21 protein-coding genes are annotated in these 20,041 nt (G+C 67.2%); 8 read left to right on the top strand and 13 right to left on the bottom strand.

Translation table 11 applies throughout. The annotated features are described in order from the left end of the window. Positions 1–13: 13 nt before the first annotated feature. Both BMZ19_RS05450 and ppnP read left to right on the top strand, forming a co-directional pair. On the top strand, positions 14–601 hold the full coding sequence (locus tag BMZ19_RS05450) for a 3'-5' exonuclease (protein WP_090308034.1): 588 nt from the start codon (positions 14–16) through the stop codon (positions 599–601). Positions 602–680: 79 nt separating this feature from the next. Next, complete coding sequence (gene ppnP / locus BMZ19_RS05445) at positions 681–962, top strand: pyrimidine/purine nucleoside phosphorylase (RefSeq protein ID WP_090308032.1); 282 nt, start codon at positions 681–683, stop codon at positions 960–962. A gap of 93 nt (positions 963–1,055) precedes the next feature. On the opposite strand, the gene cysB is transcribed toward ppnP, so the two are convergent. The 3 genes from cysB to BMZ19_RS05430 all read right to left on the bottom strand — a co-directional run bounded on the left by cysB (position 1,056) and on the right by BMZ19_RS05430 (position 3,799). Continuing rightward, positions 1,056–2,030, bottom strand: coding sequence for an HTH-type transcriptional regulator CysB (gene cysB, locus BMZ19_RS05440; protein ID WP_090308029.1), 975 nt, complete (start codon positions 2,028–2,030; stop codon positions 1,056–1,058). Positions 2,031–2,149: 119 nt separating this feature from the next. After that, on the bottom strand, positions 2,150–2,644 hold the full coding sequence (locus BMZ19_RS05435) for a universal stress protein (protein ID WP_090308028.1): 495 nt from the start codon (positions 2,642–2,644) through the stop codon (positions 2,150–2,152). Between the two features lie 201 nt (positions 2,645–2,845). After that, positions 2,846–3,799: a putative 2-dehydropantoate 2-reductase gene (locus tag BMZ19_RS05430; protein ID WP_090308025.1), complete on the bottom strand. Its 954-nt coding sequence runs from the start codon at positions 3,797–3,799 to the stop codon at positions 2,846–2,848. Between the two features lie 273 nt (positions 3,800–4,072). Between BMZ19_RS05430 and BMZ19_RS05425 the strand changes: the two genes are divergently transcribed. Beyond that, positions 4,073–5,149 carry a 3-deoxy-7-phosphoheptulonate synthase gene (locus tag BMZ19_RS05425; protein ID WP_090308023.1) on the top strand — a complete coding sequence of 359 codons (1,077 nt, stop codon included), beginning with the start codon at positions 4,073–4,075 and terminating at the stop codon, positions 5,147–5,149. A gap of 60 nt (positions 5,150–5,209) precedes the next feature. Here the strand turns inward: BMZ19_RS05425 and BMZ19_RS05420 are convergent, their stop codons facing one another. After that, a complete protein-coding gene (locus BMZ19_RS05420; protein ID WP_090308020.1) occupies positions 5,210–5,494 on the bottom strand; it encodes a GNAT family N-acetyltransferase in 285 nt (94 codons plus the stop codon). Between the two features lie 371 nt (positions 5,495–5,865). Between BMZ19_RS05420 and BMZ19_RS05415 the strand changes: the two genes are divergently transcribed. Further along, positions 5,866–6,117 carry an Lpp/OprI family alanine-zipper lipoprotein gene (locus tag BMZ19_RS05415; protein WP_090308018.1) on the top strand — a complete coding sequence of 84 codons (252 nt, stop codon included), beginning with the start codon at positions 5,866–5,868 and terminating at the stop codon, positions 6,115–6,117. A 153-nt stretch (positions 6,118–6,270) separates the two neighbouring features. On the opposite strand, the gene BMZ19_RS05410 is transcribed toward BMZ19_RS05415, so the two are convergent. The 3 genes from BMZ19_RS05410 to BMZ19_RS05400 all read right to left on the bottom strand — a co-directional run bounded on the left by BMZ19_RS05410 (position 6,271) and on the right by BMZ19_RS05400 (position 8,239). Continuing rightward, the gene (locus BMZ19_RS05410) at positions 6,271–7,227 is read right to left on the bottom strand and encodes a L,D-transpeptidase family protein (RefSeq protein WP_090308015.1); all 957 of its coding nucleotides are present in this window, start codon (positions 7,225–7,227) and stop codon (positions 6,271–6,273) included. Positions 7,228–7,291: 64 nt separating this feature from the next. After that, complete coding sequence (locus tag BMZ19_RS05405) at positions 7,292–7,573, bottom strand: hypothetical protein (protein ID WP_090308012.1); 282 nt, start codon at positions 7,571–7,573, stop codon at positions 7,292–7,294. A 60-nt stretch (positions 7,574–7,633) separates the two neighbouring features. Next, positions 7,634–8,239: an arylesterase gene (locus BMZ19_RS05400; protein WP_090308010.1), complete on the bottom strand. Its 606-nt coding sequence runs from the start codon at positions 8,237–8,239 to the stop codon at positions 7,634–7,636. A 10-nt stretch (positions 8,240–8,249) separates the two neighbouring features. Here BMZ19_RS05400 and BMZ19_RS05395 point away from each other — a divergent pair, with 10 nt between their 5' ends. The 3 genes from BMZ19_RS05395 to greB are packed head-to-tail and all read left to right on the top strand — an operon-like array spanning position 8,250 to position 11,970. Beyond that, positions 8,250–8,930 (top strand): ABC transporter ATP-binding protein, encoded by a 681-nt coding sequence (locus tag BMZ19_RS05395; protein ID WP_090308007.1) that lies wholly within the window; start codon positions 8,250–8,252, stop codon positions 8,928–8,930. A gap of 1 nt (position 8,931) precedes the next feature. Continuing rightward, positions 8,932–11,436, top strand: coding sequence for an ABC transporter permease (locus BMZ19_RS05390; protein ID WP_090308004.1), 2,505 nt, complete (start codon positions 8,932–8,934; stop codon positions 11,434–11,436). A 36-nt stretch (positions 11,437–11,472) separates the two neighbouring features. Beyond that, on the top strand, positions 11,473–11,970 hold the full coding sequence (gene greB / locus BMZ19_RS05385) for a transcription elongation factor GreB (protein ID WP_090308001.1): 498 nt from the start codon (positions 11,473–11,475) through the stop codon (positions 11,968–11,970). Positions 11,971–11,979: 9 nt separating this feature from the next. On the opposite strand, the gene BMZ19_RS05380 is transcribed toward greB, so the two are convergent. Then, positions 11,980–12,432 carry a DoxX family protein gene (locus tag BMZ19_RS05380; RefSeq protein WP_090307999.1) on the bottom strand — a complete coding sequence of 151 codons (453 nt, stop codon included), beginning with the start codon at positions 12,430–12,432 and terminating at the stop codon, positions 11,980–11,982. 99 nt (positions 12,433–12,531) lie between these two features. Then, positions 12,532–13,899, bottom strand: a complete 1,368-nt coding sequence (locus tag BMZ19_RS05375; protein WP_090307996.1) for an MltF family protein — start codon at positions 13,897–13,899, stop codon at positions 12,532–12,534. Between the two features lie 135 nt (positions 13,900–14,034). Between BMZ19_RS05375 and BMZ19_RS05370 the strand changes: the two genes are divergently transcribed. Continuing rightward, a complete protein-coding gene (locus BMZ19_RS05370) occupies positions 14,035–14,841 on the top strand; it encodes a TatD family hydrolase (RefSeq protein ID WP_090307993.1) in 807 nt (268 codons plus the stop codon). 23 nt (positions 14,842–14,864) lie between these two features. On the opposite strand, the gene BMZ19_RS05365 is transcribed toward BMZ19_RS05370, so the two are convergent. The 4 genes from BMZ19_RS05365 to BMZ19_RS05350 all read right to left on the bottom strand — a co-directional run bounded on the left by BMZ19_RS05365 (position 14,865) and on the right by BMZ19_RS05350 (position 19,659). Further along, the gene (locus BMZ19_RS05365; protein WP_090307991.1) at positions 14,865–15,635 is read right to left on the bottom strand and encodes a CHAD domain-containing protein; all 771 of its coding nucleotides are present in this window, start codon (positions 15,633–15,635) and stop codon (positions 14,865–14,867) included. Positions 15,636–15,728: 93 nt separating this feature from the next. Continuing rightward, the gene (locus tag BMZ19_RS05360; RefSeq protein WP_090307988.1) at positions 15,729–17,765 is read right to left on the bottom strand and encodes a transglutaminase TgpA family protein; all 2,037 of its coding nucleotides are present in this window, start codon (positions 17,763–17,765) and stop codon (positions 15,729–15,731) included. Continuing rightward, positions 17,762–18,742, bottom strand: coding sequence for a DUF58 domain-containing protein (locus BMZ19_RS05355; RefSeq protein ID WP_090307985.1), 981 nt, complete (start codon positions 18,740–18,742; stop codon positions 17,762–17,764). Before BMZ19_RS05355 ends, BMZ19_RS05360 begins: the two co-directional genes overlap by 4 nt. After that, a complete protein-coding gene (locus BMZ19_RS05350) occupies positions 18,742–19,659 on the bottom strand; it encodes an AAA family ATPase (RefSeq protein ID WP_090307983.1) in 918 nt (305 codons plus the stop codon). The genes BMZ19_RS05355 and BMZ19_RS05350 overlap by 1 nt, the downstream gene beginning before the upstream one ends. Positions 19,660–20,041: the final 382 nt, after the last annotated feature.

Genomic DNA, 20,041 nt, shown 5'->3' with positions numbered 1-20,041 from the left:
TGAGGAGCGGCGCATGAAGCACTGGCTGGTAATCGACCTGGAAGCCACCACCGATGACGGCGGCTGGCCGATCGAAGACATGGAAATCATCGAGATCGGCGCGGTGGTCGTCGATGAGCAGGGTCGTGAGCAGGATCATTTCCAGAGTTTCGTCCGCCCCACCCATCGCCCACAGCTCACCGCCTTCTGCCGGCAACTCACCCATATCCGCCAGGCCGACGTCGACGATGCCCCTACCCTGCACCAGCTGCAGGCGCGCTTCGAGCCCTGGCTGCAGCAGCACCTGGACGGCCTGCAGGGCTGGCTCAGCTGGGGCAACTACGACCGCCAGCAGTTCGAGATCGAATGGCGCCGGCAACAGATCGCCAGTTGCCTGGCTGGCCTGGCGCATTTCAACCTGAAGAAGCTGTTCAACCGCCAGTTCAAGGACAGCGCCGGACGCAAGCAGGTCGGCCTTAACCGCGCCCTGGAGCAGGCCGGCCTGGAGTTTCGCGGCACCCAGCATCGCGGCATCGACGACGCGCGCAACATCGCCCGCCTGCTGCCGCTGACCCTGCCGACGCTCGCCGCGGCACGCCTCGAGCTACAACGAGCCCATTGAGCTCCACCGGCACAGATGACGCGCAAGCGCGTCTTCGGCATACTGCGGGCCCCTTTTCTTCCCTTCCTGCGAGGCCCGCATGTTCAAGGTCAACGAGTACTTCAACGGCACCGTCAAATCCATCGGCTTCGAGATGAGCGAAGGCCCGGCTACTGTCGGCGTGATGGCTCCCGGCGAATACGAGTTCGGCACCGCCAAAGCCGAAGTCATGCATGTGGTGGCCGGCGCCCTGACTGTCAAGCTGCCTGGCAGCGACAGCTGGGAAACCTTTGCCGCCGGCAGCAAGTTCAACGTGCCGGCCGACAGCAAGTTCCAGCTGAAAGTCGCCCAGGACACCGCCTACCTCTGCGAATACCGCTGACCGCAGGCCTGCGCCTGCAGTGCAAACCGCCTCGGACGCAGACAAAAAAGCCCGACCACTGATGGTCGGGCTTTTTTTGTAATGACGACCTGCTCAGCAGGTGGGCAGCTGCACATCCAGGAACAGTTCTTCCAGCTCGGACTTGTTGCGGCACTGCACCGCCTCGGCCACCCGCTCGCGGGTCAGATGCGGCGCAAAGCGCTCGATGAAGTCGAGCATGAAGCCACGCAGGAAGGTGCCGCGACGGAAGCCGATCTTGGTCACGCTGGACTCGAACAGCTCGCTGGCATCCAGCACCACCAGGTCCTTGTCCTGTACCGGGTCGACGGCCATGCCTGCCACGATGCCCACACCCAGTCCCAGGCGCACGTAGGTCTTGATCACGTCGGCATCCGCCGCAGTGAACACCACCTTGGGCTCGAGCCCCCGATGACTGAAGGCCTCGTCGAGCTTGGATCGGCCGGTGAAACCGAACACGTAGGTCACCAGCGGATGCTCGGCCAGTGCCTCCAAGGTCAGCTTCGGCAACTGGGTGAGCGGATGACCCTGGGGCACGATCACACAACGATTCCAGCGGTAGCAGGGCATCATCACCAGGTCGCCGTACTGTTCCAACCCCTCGGTGGCGATGGCGAAGTCCACGGTGCCATCGGCGGCCATTTCGGCGATCTGTGTCGGCGAGCCCTGGTGCATGTGCAGGGCCACCTCTGGGTATTGCTTGATGAAGTCGCGGATCACCGCCGGCAAGGCATAGCGCGCCTGGGTGTGGGTGGTGGCGATCGACAGGGTGCCCTTCTTCTCGTTGGAGAACTCCTGGGCGATCTGCTTGATGCTTTCGACCTTGCGCAGGATTTCCCCGGCCGTGGTGATGATCCGCTCGCCAGCAGGCGTCACCCGCGTCAGATGCTTGCCACTGCGGGCAAAGACTTCGACCCCCAGTTCGTCCTCAAGCAGGCGGATCTGCTTGCTGATCCCGGGCTGCGAGGTATACAAGCTCTGGGCGGTAGCCGAAACATTCAGTTCATGATGCGCCACTTCCCAGATGTAACGCAGTTGCTGAAGCTTCATGAAAAATCCTCGAAACGGGAATAGGCCGGAGGCTGCCCACTGCAGCCCTTATCTTTTATAACCATATCCATGGTCTATTTTTTATCTTAGATCAAAACGGCCTCTTTGTATGCTTTCGCTCAACAGCCACCCCCCTCCGGAATGATCGGCACCAGATACACCGGAACCTTTGTCTGCTGCAGCAGCCGCATGCAGGTGCGCCCCAGCGCCGAACAGACACCCATGCTCTGGCTGTGCGAGCCGATCACGATCAGCTCGACCCCCAGATCCTGCGCCTCCTGCAGAATCATCTGCGGCGGGTCGCCAAGCAGAACCCGTACGGCACGGATCGGCAACGAATCCCCTTCGCTTTCCTGCAACTCGTCACAGAAACCGCTGAACACACGCTGCTCGATGCTCACCATCACGCTGTCCAGCCCGTTCACCTGCAGATCCGCAAGGGTCGCCTCGTCCAGATAGGTCTGCAGCACCGACTCGGCGAACAGCCCAAGAGGTTCGACCACATGCAGGACGTAGAGATCGGCACCATGGGCACGCGCCAATAACAGCGCATGCTGCAGCACGTAAGGAGCGAACAGACCGAGATCGGTGGCGTAGAGAATCGAGCGGATCATCAGGCCTCCGTTGGCGGGGGCTGTGTTTCCTTCTCAGCGTAGCAGGCGGCCGATCACTCGTTGGCCACGCCTGGGGCACGTGGCCGGTGGCAACCCCGCTCATGCTGCGGGCGCGCTCGCAATGAGTGGCCTGACCCTCAAGCCTTGAGAAACGGCCTGAACGGCCCACCGCCCAGCGTGCCCGCAAGGCCGGTTTCCTTCCTATTGCCGGCCTGCAGCCTGCAGGAAAGATAGCGCCTGATACAGCATGCGCACCCGTGGCATGTCGACGCCTGCCAATTCGGCGGCGGCGAGCGGCGCAGCATAGATGGCCGGCAGCTCCGCGGCGCGCCGCTGGACGAAGTCGTGATACATGCTCGGCAGGTAGTCGGGCATGCGTTCGGTGTAGGCCAGCAGCTTCTGCGGATAGTTATCCGGCAGACTGCCACCGCAGGCCAGCGCGGCATCGACCACTTCCTGCATCAGCGCCTGCAGCAGCGCGCGGCTGTCGGCGTTGCTCATCAGCGGCCGAGTGGAGCTGCCGAGCAGCACCGCAACGCCGTTGTAGGGGATGTTCCACACCAGCTTCTGCCAGCGCGCCTGGTTGAGGTCGGCAATCACGCTGGACTCGATCCCCGCCTCACGCAGCCAGGCCACGCCCTGCTCGAGCAGCGCCTGGCGCTCGTCGTCCAGGGCCGGACCGCTGTGGTAGCCCAGGTTGCACACGCCCTGGGACTGATGAACCACCACCCCGGGCGCCTCGCGATGGGCGCAGATGAAGCACAGGCCGCCGAGCAGGTGCAGCGAGTCGGGCAGCAACGGGCGCAGCGCATCCTCCACACCCAAACCGTTCTGCAGGAGCACCACCTTCGCCCCCGGCGCGGCGACCTGGGCGAGCAGTGGCGCTAGCTCGCCATTGCTGGTGGTCTTGGCGCCGACCAGCAGCCAGTCACAGGCCGGCATCTGCGCCGCATCCTGCCAGGCGTTGACCTTGGGCAGATGCAGCTCGCCAAGCTGGGCATGGCGCACCCGCAGCCCCTCTCGGGCCACCACCGCATATTCGCTGCGCAGCAGGAAGTGCACCTCGAAACCGGCGCGGGCCAGCATCAGCCCGTAGTAACCACCGATGGCGCCGGTACCGATGATGCCGATGCGTGGACGAGCGGATTCGCTCATGACAATGTTCCTCAACAAGGGTAATCGCGCACTATCCATGGCCAGCGCCGGCGCAGGCAAGACGCCTGCACAGAAAAGCACCGCTGATCGCACACTGATATGGTGCAACAAAGCGGCCGGACGGCTGCGCTAACCCCGGAAAAACTGCAAGTCTTTATTGTGAAGCGGCGGCCTAAAGCGTTAAGGTTCAAGCATCCCGTTGCCCCATATTGCTGCGCTCCGCCACGGGCTTGGCTGGCGGACGGCATCCGTGACCTGACGAGTAGTAACACGATGGCTGATTTACCGATCGACGACCTTAACATCGCCTCCAACGAGGCGCTGATCACCCCTGAACAGCTCAAGCACGAACTGCCCCTCACCGAAACCGCCCGGCAGACCGTGAGTCACGGCCGCCAAGTGGTGCGCGACATTCTCGACGGCAACGATCACCGCCTGTTCGTGGTGGTCGGCCCCTGCTCGATCCACGACATCAAGGCCGCCCACGAGTATGCCGAGCGCCTCAAGAAGCTGGCTGCCGAGGTCTCCGACAGCCTGTACCTGATCATGCGCGTGTACTTCGAGAAGCCGCGCACCACCGTCGGCTGGAAGGGCCTGATCAACGACCCTTACCTCGACGACTCGTTCAAGATCCAGGACGGCCTGCACATCGGCCGCAAGCTGCTCTGCGACCTGGCCGAGATGGGCCTGCCAACCGCCACCGAAGCCCTCGACCCGATCTCCCCGCAGTACCTGCAGGACCTGATCAGCTGGTCGGCCATCGGCGCGCGCACCACCGAATCGCAGACCCACCGCGAAATGGCCTCCGGCCTGTCCTCGGCGGTCGGCTTCAAGAACGGCACCGACGGCGGCCTGACCGTGGCGATCAACGCCCTGCAGTCGGTTTCCAGCGCGCACCGCTTCCTCGGCCTCAACCAGCAGGGCCAGGTGTCGATCGTCACCACCAAGGGCAACCGCTACGGACACGTGGTGCTGCGCGGCGGCAGCGGCAAGCCGAACTACGATTCGGTCAGCGTCGCCCTGTGCGAGCAGGAACTGACCCGCGCCGGCATCCGCCCGAACATCATGGTCGATTGCAGCCACGCCAACTCCAACAAGGACCCGGCCCTGCAGCCGCTGGTGATGGAAAACGTCGCCAACCAGATCCTCGAGGGCAACAACTCGATCATCGGCCTGATGGTGGAAAGCCACCTGGGCTGGGGCAGCCAGTCGATTCCGAAGAACCTCTGCGACCTCAAGTACGGCGTGTCCATCACCGATGCCTGCATCGACTGGGACAGCACGGAAAAGACCCTGCGCAGCATGCACGCCAAGCTCAAGGACGTTCTGCCCAAGCGCAAGCGTGGCTGAGCGGACCTGCAGAACGCAAAAAGCCGGGCATCTGCCCGGCTTTTTGTTGCCTGATCCCTCTTACTCCTGGCGCTCGACGCTGCGCTGGCGACGCTCCATGTAGCGCTCCACATAGGAGCAGGACGGGATCACGGTGTACCCCTTGCCTTCGGCGAACTGCAGCGCCTGTTCGGTCAACGCTGCCGCCACGCCGCGCCCGCGCAGGGCATCAGGCACAAAGGTGCGATAGATGTCGATGGTCTGCTTGCCCAAATCCATGTAGGACAGGTAGGCACGACAACCATCCACCGTCACCTCGAACTGCTTGCCAGCCTGATCATGCCGAATGGGCAGTGACTTGCTCATCACGCTTCTCCCCTTGCACTACGCAACCGCCGTCCAGTGAAGCGACGACGGTCATAAAACTGCCTGCCTGAACTCGGAACACTAGCAAAGCCTGCCGGCCCCTGTCCAAAGTCTCTCTGCCAAATCATCCCTCGTCAACGGAGCGGACAACGCCGGTTTGACAACCCCGAGTCGGAGAAGTGCCCCTCTTCCAGCAGATAACTGATTACTTTTTAAACAGAGACGCGATCAAGTACATAACAAAAGATAAAAAATTTCACGCACCTTGCACTCGACACGTTTACTTACTAAAAGTAATGCGTACTATATAACCCAGCCGATTTCCCGTAAGGGAGATTGCATCATGGAAAGTCCACCTTAAGGGGAACACGATGAACAACGTTCTGAAAATTTCCGCTCTGACCCTGGCCGCCATCCTGGCTACCGGTTGCAGCAGCATGTCCAAAGAAACCGAAGCCCGTCTGACCGCTACCGAAGACGCCGCTGCCCGCGCTCAGGCTCGCGCTGACGAAGCCTACCGCAAAGCCGACGAAGCTCTGGTTGCCGCTCAGAAGGCTCAGCAGACTGCTGACGAAGCCAACGAGCGCGCCCTGCGCATGCTGGAAAAAGCCAGCCGCAAGTAATAGGTCTAACGATCTGGCATTTGCAGAAGCCGACCCGCGAGGGTCGGCTTTTTTATTGCCTGCCAACAACTAGCACAAGTAGCTGGCAGAGCGGACAGGCGATAAAAAACCCGTTACGACCAAGCCGCAACGGTTTTTTCCGACCAGCACGGATCAGGGCGCTACCGCGCTGGCCAGCTCCTCTCGCGACAGGGCGATCTCCACCGGCAGACCATCCTCGGCGGCGACCACTTCGCGCACCACCTCCCAGTCCAGACGCATGCTGTCCTTCAGGTCATCGTGCTTTAGCAGTGTATTGATCACTTCGGTGTGCTTGTCGACCACCGAGGGGTCGCCGTGATCGTCCAGAGGCGTGTGCGCCTCGAGGTAGACCTTGCCGCCGGCCACACCGAACTTGTATGGCTCGTTGATGATGCGCACCGACGTGCCCACCGGTACCATCTTCGCCAGCTCCAGCACGTTGTGGTTGAGCATGCGGAAGCAGCCGTGGCTGACGCGCATGCCGATGCCGAATTTCTTGTTCGAACCGTGGATCAGGTAGCCCGGTGTGCCCAGGGTGAACTTGAACGGACCCAACGGGTTGTCCGGCCCCGGCGGGAACACCGCCGGCAGAATGTCCCCCTCGGCGGCATGCTCGGCACGAATCGACGCCGGCGGCGTCCAGGTCGGATTCGGCGTCTTCGCAGTGATGGTGGTGTTGGCGATCGGCGAGCCCCAGCCCTCGCGCCCGATCCCCATCGGGAAGGTGTGCACCACGTTCTGGCCCTTGGGGAAGTAGTACATGCGGTACTCGGCCAGGTTGATCACGATGCCTTCGCGCGGTCCCGGAGGCAGCACGAAGCGGGTCGGCAGGACGATATCGGTCCCCTCACCAGGCAGCCAGGGATCGACGCCCGGATTGGCAGCGACCATTTCCAGATAGCCAAGGTCGTTGGCCGTACCGATGTCGGCGAAGGTGTCCTCGTACTTGGCCTTGATCACCTGCACCTGACCGACGACATCTTCGCCGGGCGGCGGCAGAGGCAGTTCGAGTGCGCTAGCCGGAGCAGCCAGCAGCAGTGCGGCCATGCTGGCCAGCAAGGGGCGAACGGCAACAACACGGGTTGACATCAGCGATACCTGAGCAATTTTAGCGATCATTAATTGTACACCCCAGCCCAAAGCGGAGGAAACCTCAGCGCAACGGCCAGTCGCGCGGCAAGCCGTGGCGGTCGGCACGCAGACGCTGCAGGCAGGCCGAGCACAGGCGCCGATCCTTCAGCGTGGCCTTGTCCAGCGCCTGCCACAGCGGATGCGCCGGCAGCAGAGTGCCGCACAGGGTATGGTCGCCCGGATCGTCCAGCTCCAGCTGCCGGGCGACCAGGTGCATGCGTGCCTCCTGACAGGCGAACAGGTCCAGCTGCTCGTCGGGAACGAGCAGCCGGTAGGCATACAGGGACCAGGAATGGCGCGACATCAACGGCTCCGGGGCGGCGCGGCGCGCAACCTTAGCCGAAAGCCTCGGGCGGGAAAAGCCTCAGAGCAGCGGTTGCAGCGTCGGCCAGAGATTTTCCAGCAGAATCGGCTGAGCGGCAGCGGTTGGATGGATGCCGTCGCCCTGCACCATACCGTCGACGCCACCTACCCCCTCGAGGAAGAACGGCACCAGCGGCACCTGCTTGCGTTCCGCCAGCTCGACATACACCTGTTCGAAGGCACGGGTGTAGCGCGGGCCGTAGTTGGGCGGCAGCTTCATGCCCAGCAGCAGCACCTCTGCCCCGGCGGCGCGGCTCTGCGCAATCATCGCCGCAAGATTCTGTTGCAATTGCAGCGGCGGCTGGCCACGCAGTCCATCGTTGCCACCCAGCTCGATCAGCACCAGCTGCGGGGCATGCTCCTCAAGCAGCGCAGGCAGGCGGGAGAGCCCGCCGGCACTGGTGTCGCCGCTCACCGAGGCGTTCACCACCTGCCACTGCGGAGCCTCCTGCTGCAGACGCTCGGCCAGCAGACTGACCCAGCCATGGCGGGTTTCCAGGCCGAAAGCCGCGCTGATACTATCGCCGACGACCAGCAGGGTCCCCGCCGTCGCATTTTGGGCCAGCAACAACAGGCCCAGACAGCCGCGCAACAACCAAGTACGCATCGGATTCTCCATGAAAGCCAGCATTCTAACCGCGCAAAACCTTAGCAAAGTGGTCGACAGCGCGGAAGGCGAGCTGACCATCCTCGACGATCTTTCCCTGCAGCTCGGCCGCGGCGACAGCCTGGCCATCGTCGGCCGCTCCGGCTCGGGCAAATCCACCCTGCTCGGCCTGCTCGCCGGCCTCGACCAGCCCAGCGCCGGCGAAGTCCTGCTGGCCGGCCATGCCCTCACCCGCCTCGATGAAGACCAGCGCGCCCGCGTGCGCGCCGAACACGTCGGCTTCGTGTTCCAGTCGTTCCAGCTGCTCGACAGTCTCACCGCGCTGGAAAACGTCATGCTGCCCCTGGAGCTGGCCGGCTGCAACGATGCCCGTGAGCGCGCGCACAACCTGCTGGAAAGGGTCGGTCTCGGCCAGCGCCTCGGCCACTACCCGCGCCAGCTGTCCGGTGGCGAGCAGCAGCGGGTAGCGATTGCCCGCGCCTTCGCCGGCGAGCCGGACATCCTGTTTGCCGACGAACCCACCGGCAACCTCGATAGCCTCACCGGCGAGCGCATCACCGAGCTGCTGTTCGAACTCAACCGCGAGCGCGGCACCACCCTGGTGCTGGTCACCCACGATGCCCGCCTGGCCGCACGCTGCCAGCAGCAGATCCGCATGGAGGCCGGGCGCCTCGTCGCCACGGAGGCCTGACATGCGCAGCCTGCCGCTCTTTCGCCTGCTGCAGCTGAGCCTGCGCCAGTTGCTGCGCGAGGCGCGCAGCGGCGAACTGCGCGTACTGTTCTTCGCCGTGCTGATCGCCGTCGCCGCCAGCAGCGCCATCGGCTACTTCAGCGCCCGCCTGAATGGCGCCATGCTGCTGCGCGCTGGCGAATTCCTCGCCGCCGACCTGGTGTTGCGCGGCAGCTCCGCAGCCGCCCCCGAGCAGATTGCCGCAGGCCTTCAGCGCGGCCTGGCCCACGCCCGCGCCGTCGAGTTTTCCAGCGTGATCGCCACCGACCAGGCCATCCAGCTGGCCAGCGTCAAGGCGGTGGACGACGCCTACCCGCTGCGCGGCCAGCTGAAGAGCGCAGAGCGCCCCTTCGCTGCCGAGACACCCGGTGGCCGGCCGGCGCCCGGCGAGGCCTGGGTCGAGGCGCGCCTGCTGGTGGCGCTGGACCTGGCGATCGGCGACTCGATCGAGATCGGTCGTCAGCCGCTGCGCCTGACCCGGGTACTGACCTACGAGCCGGACCGTGCCGGCGACTTCTACAGCCTGACCCCGCGGGTGCTGATCAACCTGGCCGACCTCGACAGCACCGGCGTGATCCAGCCCGGCAGCCGGGTCAGCTATCGCGAACTGTGGCGCGGCGAGCCCGCCGCCCTCGCCGACTATCGCCGCGCCATCGAACCCGACCTGGCCGCCCACCAGCGCCTGCAGGATGCCCGCGACGGCAACCGCCAGGTCGGCGGCGCCCTCGACCGCGCCGGACGCTACCTGGGCCTGGCCAGCCTGGTCGCCGTGCTGCTCGCCGGGGTCGCCGTCGCCCTGTCCGCCGCGCGCTTCGCCAGCCGGCGCTACGACCTGAGTGCCATGCTGCGCTGCTTCGGCCTGTCGCGCCGCGAGGCGCTGCTGCTGTTCGGCCTACAACTGCTGCTGCTCGGCCTGCTCGCCAGCCTGAGCGGCGCCCTGCTCGGCTGGCTGGCGCAGTTCGGCCTGTTCCACCTGCTCGGCGGACTGCTGCCGGACGAGATTCCCTCCGGCGGCCTGCTGCCGGCGCTGGTCGGCATGGCCACCGGCCTGGTGGCGCTGGCCGGCTTCGCCCTGCCGCCGCTGGCGGCGCTGGGCCGGGTGCCGCCGCTGCGCGTGCTGCGCCGCGACCTGCTGCCGCTGCCCCTGGCCAGCTGGCTGGTCTACGCCTGCGCCCTGCTGGCGCTGGCCCTGATCATGTGGTGGCTGAGCTTGGACATCCTGCTGACCCTCGCCCTGCTCGGCGGTGGCCTGATCGCCGCCGTGCTGTTCGGCGGCCTGTGGCTGCTGGCCTTGCGCGGCCTGCGCCGCCTGCTGGCCAACGCCGGGCTGACCTGGCGCCTGGGTCTCGGCCAGCTGCTGCGTCACCCGCTGGCGGCCGCCGGGCAGTCGCTGGCCTTCGGCCTGATCCTGCTGGCCATGGCCCTCGCCGTGCTGCTGCGCAGCGAGCTGTTGGACAACTGGCGCGCGCAACTGCCGGAGCAGGCGCCCAACCACTTCGCCCTGAACATCCTGCCGGCCGAAGAGCAGGCCTTCGCCGCGCGCATCGCCGAGCTGTCGCCGCAGCCGGCCACGCTCTACCCGGTCATCCCGGGGCGCCTGGTCAGCATCAATGGTGAAGCGGCGCGCACCCAGGTCAGCAAGGAGTCGCGCGGCGAACGCGCCGTGCGCCGCGACCTCAGTCTGACCTGGTCGGCCACCCTGCCGCAGGACAACCAGCTGCTCTCCGGCCAGTGGTGGGACGGTCTTCCGGCCGATCACGGCCCGGCGGTCTCCGTGGAAGCCGAGCTGGCCGAAAGCCTCGGCGTCGGCGTCGGCGACCGCCTCGGTTTCAGCATCGCCGGACAGGACATCGAGGCGCGAGTGAGCAGCCTGCGCAGCGTCAACTGGGACAATTTTCAGCCGAACTTCTTCATGGTTTTCGAACCACAAACCCTCGCCGGCCTGCCGACCACCTACCTCACCAGCTTCTACCTGCCGCCAGGCTCCGAACGTCCGCTGGTCGAGCTGGCCCGCGCCTTCCCCGCGGTGACCCTGCTGCAGGTCGATGCGGTGCTCGCCCAGCTGCGCAGCATCCTCGCCCAGGTGACCCTGGCCGTCGAATACGTGCTGCTGTTCGTGCTCGCCGCCGGCCTCACCGTGCTGTTCGCCGGCCTGCAGGCGACGCTGGACGAGCGCATCCGCCAGGGCGCCCTGCTGCGCGCCCTCGGCGCCGAACGCCGACTGCTGGTACGCGCCCGGCGCAACGAGTTCGCCGTGCTCGGCGCCGGCAGTGGCCTGCTCGCCGCCATCGGCTGCGAAGCGGCCAGCGCCCTGCTCTACCGCCTGGTGTTCGACCTGCCCTGGCAGCCGCACCCGTCGCTGCTCCTGCTGCCACTGATCGGCGCCGTGCTGGTCGGCGGTGCGGGCCTGCTCGGCACCCGCCGCGCCCTGAATGCCAGTCCGCTCGCCGTGCTGCGCGAAGCCTGAGCCTGTCTACCACCTGCCCTGCTGGATGAATGCCCGATGAGCCGTTACCGTCCGCCACGCACCGCCGGCACCCCTCTGATCACCCCCGAGGGCGAGGCGCGCATGCGTGCAGAGCTGCACGAACTGTGGAATGTGCGCCGCCCGCAGGTCACCCAGGCGGTCAGCGAGGCGGCCGCCCAGGGCGACCGTTCCGAGAACGCCGAGTACACCTATGGCAAGAAGATGCTGCGCGAGATCGACAGCCGCGTGCGCTTCCTGCGCAAGCGACTGGAGAACCTCAAGGTGATCGGCGAACGGCCGAGCGACCCCGGCAAGGTCTACTTCGGCGCCTGGGTCACCATCGAGGACGAGCAGGGCGAAACCGCCCGCTATCGCATCGTCGGGCCCGACGAATTCGACCTGAAACTGAACCTGATCAGCATCGACTCGCCGCTGGCCCGAGCCCTGGTAGGCAAGGCGCTGGACGCCGAAGTGCAGGTGCACACGCCAACTGGCGAGCGCACCTGGTACGTGGTCGAGATCGACTATCCCTGAGCGCCGGCCTCAGTGCCGGCTGGAGCAGGCACGACCGAGCACTTCATCCAGCGACAGCTTGCCGGCGCCCTCCAGCAGCAGCGCCACACAGGCGGCCAGCAGCGCCAGGGCGTATTCGTAGCCGTTGTTGCTCATGAAGAAGCCGTTGACCCAGTGCACGCTGAAGATCGCCACCAACGCGACCACGACCAGCACGACAGCCGCCGGACGCACCAGCAGACCGATGACCAGCGCCAGGCCGCCGAAGAACTCCCCGCTGCCGGCCAGCAGCGCCATCAGGTAGCCCGGGGCCAGTCCGATCGACTCCATCCACTGTCCGACACCGGCCAGGCCGTGGCCGCCAAACCAGCCGAACAGCTTCTGGGCACCGTGAGCCATGAAGGACAGGCCGATCACCACGCGCAGCACGGTCAGGCCGTAGCCGCCGCGGGTGGACATCAGGGAGGCACAGAACGCATTCATCGCAGATTCTCGGGTAGTGGACGATGCTGAGAATCTAGCCGAAAAAATCGCATCCAGCCGGGCAAAATCCTCGGCGAAACCATCGACAGATTCGATGTTTCACGGCTCCAGGCGATAGCGCTCGCGGGCGAAGGCCAGATGGTACTTGTTGACGCTGCTGACGTAGCTGACCACGCCCATGCCGAAGCGCTCGGCGGCCAACCGCTCGACCTGGAAGAACCACTGATTGGGGTTGAGCCCGCGCCTGCGCGCCTCGGCCCGCAGGCGCTGCACCCGCTGCGGGCCCAGGTTGTAGGCGGCCAGGACGAAGGCCATGCGCTCGCGCTCGTTGAACTGCGCGCTGGCGAAGTAGCGCCGACGGATCATCGCCAGGTACTTCGCGCCGGCCTGCACGTTGCCCTCGAGGGTGGCGGCATTGGCCACCCCCACGCTGCGCGCCGCCGCCGGAGTGATCTGCAGTAGTCCCGTCGCCCCGCCAGCCCCGCGGGCAGCGGGGTTGAGGGTCGACTCCTTGAACGCCAGTGCCGCCAGCAGCAGCCAGTCCAGCGACTGGCCACGGGCGTGCTGCATCAGCGTCGGCCGTACCCGCTCCAGACGCTGGCGCTCGAGGCGGCCAAGGGGATAGTGAACCTTGTACAGGCGCCGGTAGACGCGCAGGAAGGCCGCATCCTGATCGGCCGGGGCGCGGTAGTCGCGCAGGAAACGGTCGACGCTGGCGCGCAGGTTGGGCGCGGCGCGCTGCACGTACCAGCTCATGTCGCCCTTCTTGGTCAGCTGCAGGTGGCGATCGATGCGCAGCTTGGGCAGCACCTTGGCCCAGCGCTCGGCGATCGGCAGTTCGACCGCAGTCATCGGCAGGATGCCGGCGTGCACCAGCTCCAGCACATCCTCCACGGCCAGGCTCGGATCCTGCCAGTCGGCCACGATCGGCGTCTTCAGTCCGGCATTGATCCTCAGCAGCGCATCGCGCGCCGCACTGCCCGCCGGCAGCGCCAGGCTGCGCCCGGCCAGCTGCTCGAGACGCTGATAGCGGCGATTGCCCTGGCGCGCCACCACCACCAGCGGCACATCGCGCTGGAGCGGCGCGCTGGCGCGCACTGCCATGCCGCGGCGCACCGGCAGCAGCTCGCCCGGCGCGACCAGATCGCCCTCGCCGCGCAGCAGCGCCGACAGCAACTGCTCCTTGGGCAACGGGATCAGCTTCAGGCGCACCTCGCGGCCGTCGCGTGCCGTGCGATTGAGGTACTGCTCGAAGGCACGCAGGCGCCGATACTCGACGCCGATCGACTCTCCGCGCACCTCGCCCGAACTGTGGCGGCTCTGGTTGACCAGCACACGCAGCTGACCGCTGGCACGCACGGCGGCCAGGTCGCGGGTGGACTCGCCCGGCGTCCAGCCCTCCTGGGGGCCGGCCAGGCGCGCACTGGCGCTCTGTGGCAACACCACCAGCAGGCAGACCAGCACCATCAGGGCGGGCAGTCGCGCGGCACACCACGCGACAAAGCCGCTGCATCGGCTGGCCAGGTTGCGGTTAAATAAGCTCTTTTTCGTCAATATCGAATTCCCTTCCCGGGCATTCGGCCAAAATACGGGTGCAGCACCATGCAACTGATCGACATCGGCGTCAATCTGACCCATGGCTCATTTGCCAAGGAGCGCGAGGCTTTCCTGCAACGCGCCTACGACGCGGGCGTGTGTCAGTTGGTGCTCACCGGCACTTCGCCGGAGGACAGCGAGGCGGCGCTGGAACTGTGCCGGCAGTTCGACCCCGAAGGCCGCCGTCTGTTCACCACCGCTGGCCTGCACCCCCATGAAGCCAGCCAGTGGAGCAGCGACTGCGCGCGCCGGCTGCGCGACCTGCTGGCCGAGCCGCAGGTCCGCGCGGTGGGGGAATGCGGACTGGATTTCAACCGCGACTTCTCGCCGCGCCCCCAGCAGGAGCGGGCGCTGGAGGAGCAACTGGCGCTGGCCTGCGAGCTGGGCCGCCCGGTGTTCCTCCACGAACGCGAGGCCAGCGAGCGGCTGCTGGCGATCCTCGGCGAGTTCCGCGACCGCCTGCCGGCCGCCGTGGTGCACTGCTTCACCGGCGAGAAGCGCGCGCTCTACGCCTACCTCGACCTCGACCTGCACATCGGCATCACCGGCTGGATCTGCGACGAGCGACGCGGCAGTCACCTGCACCCGCTGGTGCGCGAGATTCCGGCAGGCCGACTGATGCTGGAAAGCGATGCCCCCTACCTGCTGCCGCGCACCCTGCGGCCGCGCCCCAAGCACGGCCACAACGAGCCGGCCTTCCTGAGCGAGGTACTCAACGAAGTCGCGCGCCATCGCAACGAGACGCCGGAAACCCTGGCGGCACACAGCACGGCCTGTGCCCGGGCGTTCTTCGGCCTGCCGGAGCTGGCATAGGCCTGACGGCCCGCGCCGTGCGGTCAGTCGGCGCTGGCCGCTGCCTCCAGCGCCTCCTGCAACTGCCGCAGCACCGCGTCCGCCTCGACCTCGGCGGCGGCCAGCTCACGCTGCCAGCGCACCAGGCAGGGCTGCAGGTCGGCTTCGGTGCCGGCGCGCAGGCACCATTGCAGATGGTCGTGCCAGTCGCCCAGCGCTGACTGCGCCGCCTTGAGGGCATCCGGCGGCACGGACAACTGATGCGGCCAGACCTCGGCGGCGTAGCGCACGCGCTTGACCAGCAGGCGCAGGCGGTGGCGGTCGTGGGCCGGGTCGGCCAGTGCGGCCTGCAGCGCCCGCTGCTGGCGCAACAGGCGCCGGTGCAGTTTCTTCTCCATGCCCTTGAGCAACCCCTCGCGCTCCACCTCGCGCAGCAACCCGGGCCACTGCGTGAGGCACTGCCGCAGGTGCGTCAGCGCCGAACCGGCGAGCAGGTCCTGATAACCCTGCTGGAGGATCCGGCGGCGCACCACGGCGGGCCTGTCCAGGCCATGCCGCTCCAGCTCGCCGATGAGCACCTCCAGGTCGCGCAACGGACTGCTCAGCCCACCCACCTCGGCGGTGGCCGCCTCCAGGCTATCGACACCCGGCAGGCCGCGCAGCGGGCGCAGCAGGCTGCGCAGACGACGCACGACGATGCGCAGGTCGTGCAAGGCTTCGGCGTCGGTACCCGCCGTCAGCCGCGCCTGGGCCGCCAGCAAGGCCACTTCCAGGGTGATGAAGCGCGCAATAAGCCGATTGGCCAATGCCGTCATTGAGCTTCCTCCGCGAAGGGTTGATCCGCTTCAGCGCCGAGCATAGCAGGCGCCTGCCGCCCCCACCGCGGAGCAGTCCAGGCACCTCGCGGCTCAGACTTCGCGGCGGGTGCCACGGACGAGCGCGCCTGCACCCCACCAGCGCCGCTGCGGCAGCTTGCGCCGCAGCTGTTTCAGCACCCGGCGCAGCGCCGCAGCATCGGTGGCCGTACCGGCATAGCGCTGCCAGGCGAAACGCTGGGCAAAGGCGTTGATCTCCCGCGCCTGCGCCGGCAGCGCTGCGGCGGCCCGTTCAGCGAATGCCAGCGGCCCTTCGCCACGCTCGCGGCGCAGGCCGTGGTGCGCCAGCAGGCGTTCGAAGCGCTGGTAGAGCCGCAGCAGCGGATCATGCTCGCGCTTCCATGGCTTGAGCAGCAACAAGGCCAGGCTGCCGAGCAGCAGCGCAAGTGCCGCGACCAGGATCAGCGCCACCCGGGTGGCATTCACCTGGCCCAGCCAGCCCTTCAGCAGCTCGAGCTGCGCCTCGCCCTGGTAGCCGAGCACTTTGCGCTGCCAAGCGTAGTTGAGGCTGTCCCAGCTCAGGCGCAGCGAATTCAGCCAGGCGACATGCCGGTAACGAATGGGCGACAGGGCGGTTCCGGCGCGGAAGGCATCCTCGGCCGGCAGCGCCTGCTCCAGTCCCTGTTCGATGCGCTCGGGGGCGACCTGGAAGGTCGGGTCGACACTGACCCAGCCGCGCCCGGGCAGCCAGTATTCGACCCAGGCGTGGGCATCGAACTGGTGCACCAGCACGTAGTTGCCGGCCGGATTCAGCTCGCCGCCCTGATAGCCGGCCACCACCCGCGCCGGAATACCGGCGGCGCGCAGGACGAAGGTCATCGCTCCGGCGTAGTGGGCGCAGAAGCCCCGGCGGCTGTCGAACAGGAAGTGGTCGACCGTATCGTCACCGGCCAGCGGCGGCTTGAGGGTATAGAAGTACGCCTCGCGGGCAAAATGGCCGAGCAGATCGTCGACCAGCGCCTGCGGATTCCCGTCATGGCGCTGGCCCAGCTGCGCCGCCCAGCGCCGCGCCCGCGGGTTGCCGTCCGCCGGCAGCTGCAGGGCGACACCCAGGCGCGGACTGGCCTGCGGCTCGCGGCGCGCCTGCGGCCAGGAGGTGACGCTGTAGAGCAGGTTCTGCTCCACCGGCCGGCGCCGCTGCAGACGGAAGTCGCCCATTTGCCGGGTCTGCTCCAGCTCCGTGCGCGCGGTATCCAGGGCGAACAGCCAGGGCTGGCCGCTCGGCTGCATGACGATGCTGTAGGACAGCGCCGGCCCCTCGGCCTGCCAGGCCGGTTCGGCGCGCGGCGGCTCGGGCAGCTGCGACCAGCGCCGACCGTCGAACTGCTCGAAGGTCAGCGCACGCCAGTAGAGCTCGGGGCGCGGCGGAACCGGACCGTCGAAACTGGCGCGAAAGGCCAGTGCGGAAGACTGGCTGAGCTCGGCGATATCGCCCGGGCTCATGCTCTCGGCCAGCCCGGTGGTGCCGCGCTCGCCCGGCATGGGCACCGACCACAGCGGTCCCAGCCGCGGGAACAGAAGGAACAGCACCAGCATCAGCGGCACCGCCTGCAGCAGCAGACTGGCGGCCAGACGCAGGGTCGGCCAGGGCTTCTCGCTCAGACCGCTCTGCTGCAGGCCGATCAGCGCCGCCAGCAGGGCGGTCACCGGCAGCAGGCTGTACACCCCGGCCAGCAGACTGTCGTCGAACAGGTAACTGGTCAGCACCACGAAGAAGCCTAGGAACACCAGCACCAGGGCGTCGCGGCGGGTCTTGAGTTCCACCAGCTTGAGCAGGAAGGTGGCTATCAGCAGCGCCACCCCGGCATCCAGGCCGATCAGCGAACCGCGCGAGGCATACACGCCCACCCCTGCCGCCAGCAGCATGAAGGCCTTGGTCAGCCCACCCGGGTAGCTGGTGCGCATGCGGAACACCTGGATGCGCCAGGTGGCACAGACCAGCCACAGACCGCTGATCCAGCCCGGCAGATGGGCCAGATGCGGCAGGATCACCAGCGCCTGAGCCACCAGCAGCCAGAGCAGGCTGATGCGCGGAATTGCCGGCGAAGCCTTTCTCGTCCAGTGACTCATGGACGCCCCTCCGCCGGGTTGGCCGGCAGGCCGAACAGCGCCAGCTCGCGCAGGCACAGGTCACGCTGCAGCGCACCGCTGCCGGGCGCACGAGTCACCCTCGGCAGGCGCAAGCCGAAGGGTTGCTCATGGCCGGCCAACTGCACCACCCAGTGGCAGAGCAGCGACAGGCGCGCTTCGCGATCGCCGCCGAGGCTGTCGAAGTCCAGCCACAGGTCATGGCCCTGCAGCTCGGCGAAGTCCTTCACCAGCAGCCCCTGACCGCGCGACCAGGCCTTCCAGTGCAGTCGGCGTCGCGAATCGCCGCTCTGATAGGGTCGCAGCCCCTGAAAATCGTCGACGCCGCTGCGCGTGCTGGCCATGCCCGGCTCCTCGTCGTCCTCCACGCCGCCACCGGCGGGCGGCAGCTCGCCGCTCTGCGGGCGCGGATAGACCAGCGCCGCCAGGTCCAGATCGACCCAGCTCCAGGCCACCAGCAGGCCGAGGGGGAAGCGGCTCTCGACCCGCAGGCGCGGCGCACGCAGCCAGCCGCGCTGGCGGGCGGGCAGGAACAGCTCAACTTCGCTGCTGCCGTCGGCCTCGATCTCCACTGGCTGCAACGGCGCCGGCGGCCAACCCAGGGCGATGCCACGATGGGCCCGCCCGCTGCTCTGCAGGCGCAGGCGAAAGCCGGCCTGCTCGCCAGCGAACACCGGCGGTGCCTCGCCTGCGGCCAGCACCAGGCCGGCCAGGTTGCGGTAGGTATGCAGGATGGTGACCAAGCCCAGCGACAGCAGCAGGAAGGTCAGCCCGTAGGCCAGGCTGTTCTGGTAGTTGATCGCCGCCAGCAGCATCAGCAGCAGCGCCACGCCGAACATCAGTCCCTGAGGGGTGGGCAGGATGAAGATCCGGCGCTGGTCCAGGCGCACCTGGCGGGCCGGCGGAATGCGTCTCTCCAGCCAGCGACTCCAGCGCGCGGCAAACAGGCGGGCGGGCATCAGAACGGCGTCACTTCGCGCAGCAGCCACTGCACCAGCGCGCCACCGCCATGCCCGGCCGGGTCGGCCTGGTCGCGCAGGCGATGGCCGGCCACCGATGGCAGCACCGCCTGCACGTCCTCGGGAATCACATAGTCGCGGCCGGCCAACATCGCCCAGGCCCGCGCCGCAGCGAGCAGCGCCAGGCTGCCGCGCGGCGACAGGCCAAGGGCAAAGGCCGGCTGGGTACGGGTCGCCTCGGCCAGGCGCAGGACATAATCGATCACCGCATCGCTGGCATGCACGGCCGGCACCTCGGCCTGGATCCGTGCCAGCGCGGCGTGGTCGAGGATCGGCTCCAGACGCGGCAGCAGGTCGCGGCGCGCCTCGCCCTGCAGCAGCGCCTTCTCGGCACTGCGCGCCGGATAGCCGAGCGAGACGCGCATGAGAAAGCGATCGAGCTGCGACTCGGGCAGGGCGAAGGTGCCGCCCTGGCAACTGGGGTTCTGCGTGGCGATGACAAAGAACGGTTCGGGCAGCGGCCGGGTGGCACCCTCGATGGTCACCTGGCCCTCCTCCATCGCCTCGAGCAGGGCGCTCTGGCTCTTCGGGGTGGCACGGTTGATCTCGTCGGCCAGTACCAGCTCGGCGAAGATCGGTCCCGGATGGAAGATGAACTGCCCACTCTCGCGGTTGAATACCGAGGTACCGAGGATGTCGCCGGGCAGCAGGTCGGAGGTGAACTGGATGCGCTGGTAACTGAGGCCCAGCACCCTGGCCAGGGTATGGCTGAGGGTGGTCTTGCCCATCCCCGGCAGGTCTTCCAGCAGCAGATGGCCGCGGGCCAGCAGGCAGGCCAGGGCCAGGCGCACCTGTCTGTCCTTGCCGAGCAGAACCTGATTGACGGCGGCCAGGCAGCTGTCCAATTGGGTGCGCATGCGCGTACTCCCTTCGCGAAAAGCGCTGATCGTACTGGGCCAACCGCACGAGGCAAAGCGGATCGGTGCCGAATTGCCGGCGCGTCCACGCTTGGCGCAACCGGCGGCCCCCGCCGCAGGGCGAGCAGCCGCGGCCGGGCGGCAAAGACCGTGGTTTTATTGCGGGATATTACGAGGCCACAGCCCCCGTGAGCCGGGGGCTGTGGCGCAGTGTCCCGCAATCGTCACATCCATCGCGCAGCCTTGGCGCCAGCCCGGCGCGTGGACCCATCGCGCCAGCATGGGTTATGGTCGGGACACGGTCGGTCCGCCCGGACCAGCCACAACACATTGAACGCGCAGTCATTTTCCCCGGGAGTATGCGTATTCGGACAACAACAAT

The organism is Pseudomonas linyingensis (genome assembly GCF_900109175.1).
GTDB lineage: Bacteria > Pseudomonadota > Gammaproteobacteria > Pseudomonadales > Pseudomonadaceae > Geopseudomonas > Geopseudomonas linyingensis.
Note: the sequence above shows the minus strand (reverse complement) of the source record. Positions and strands in the feature narration are given on the sequence as shown.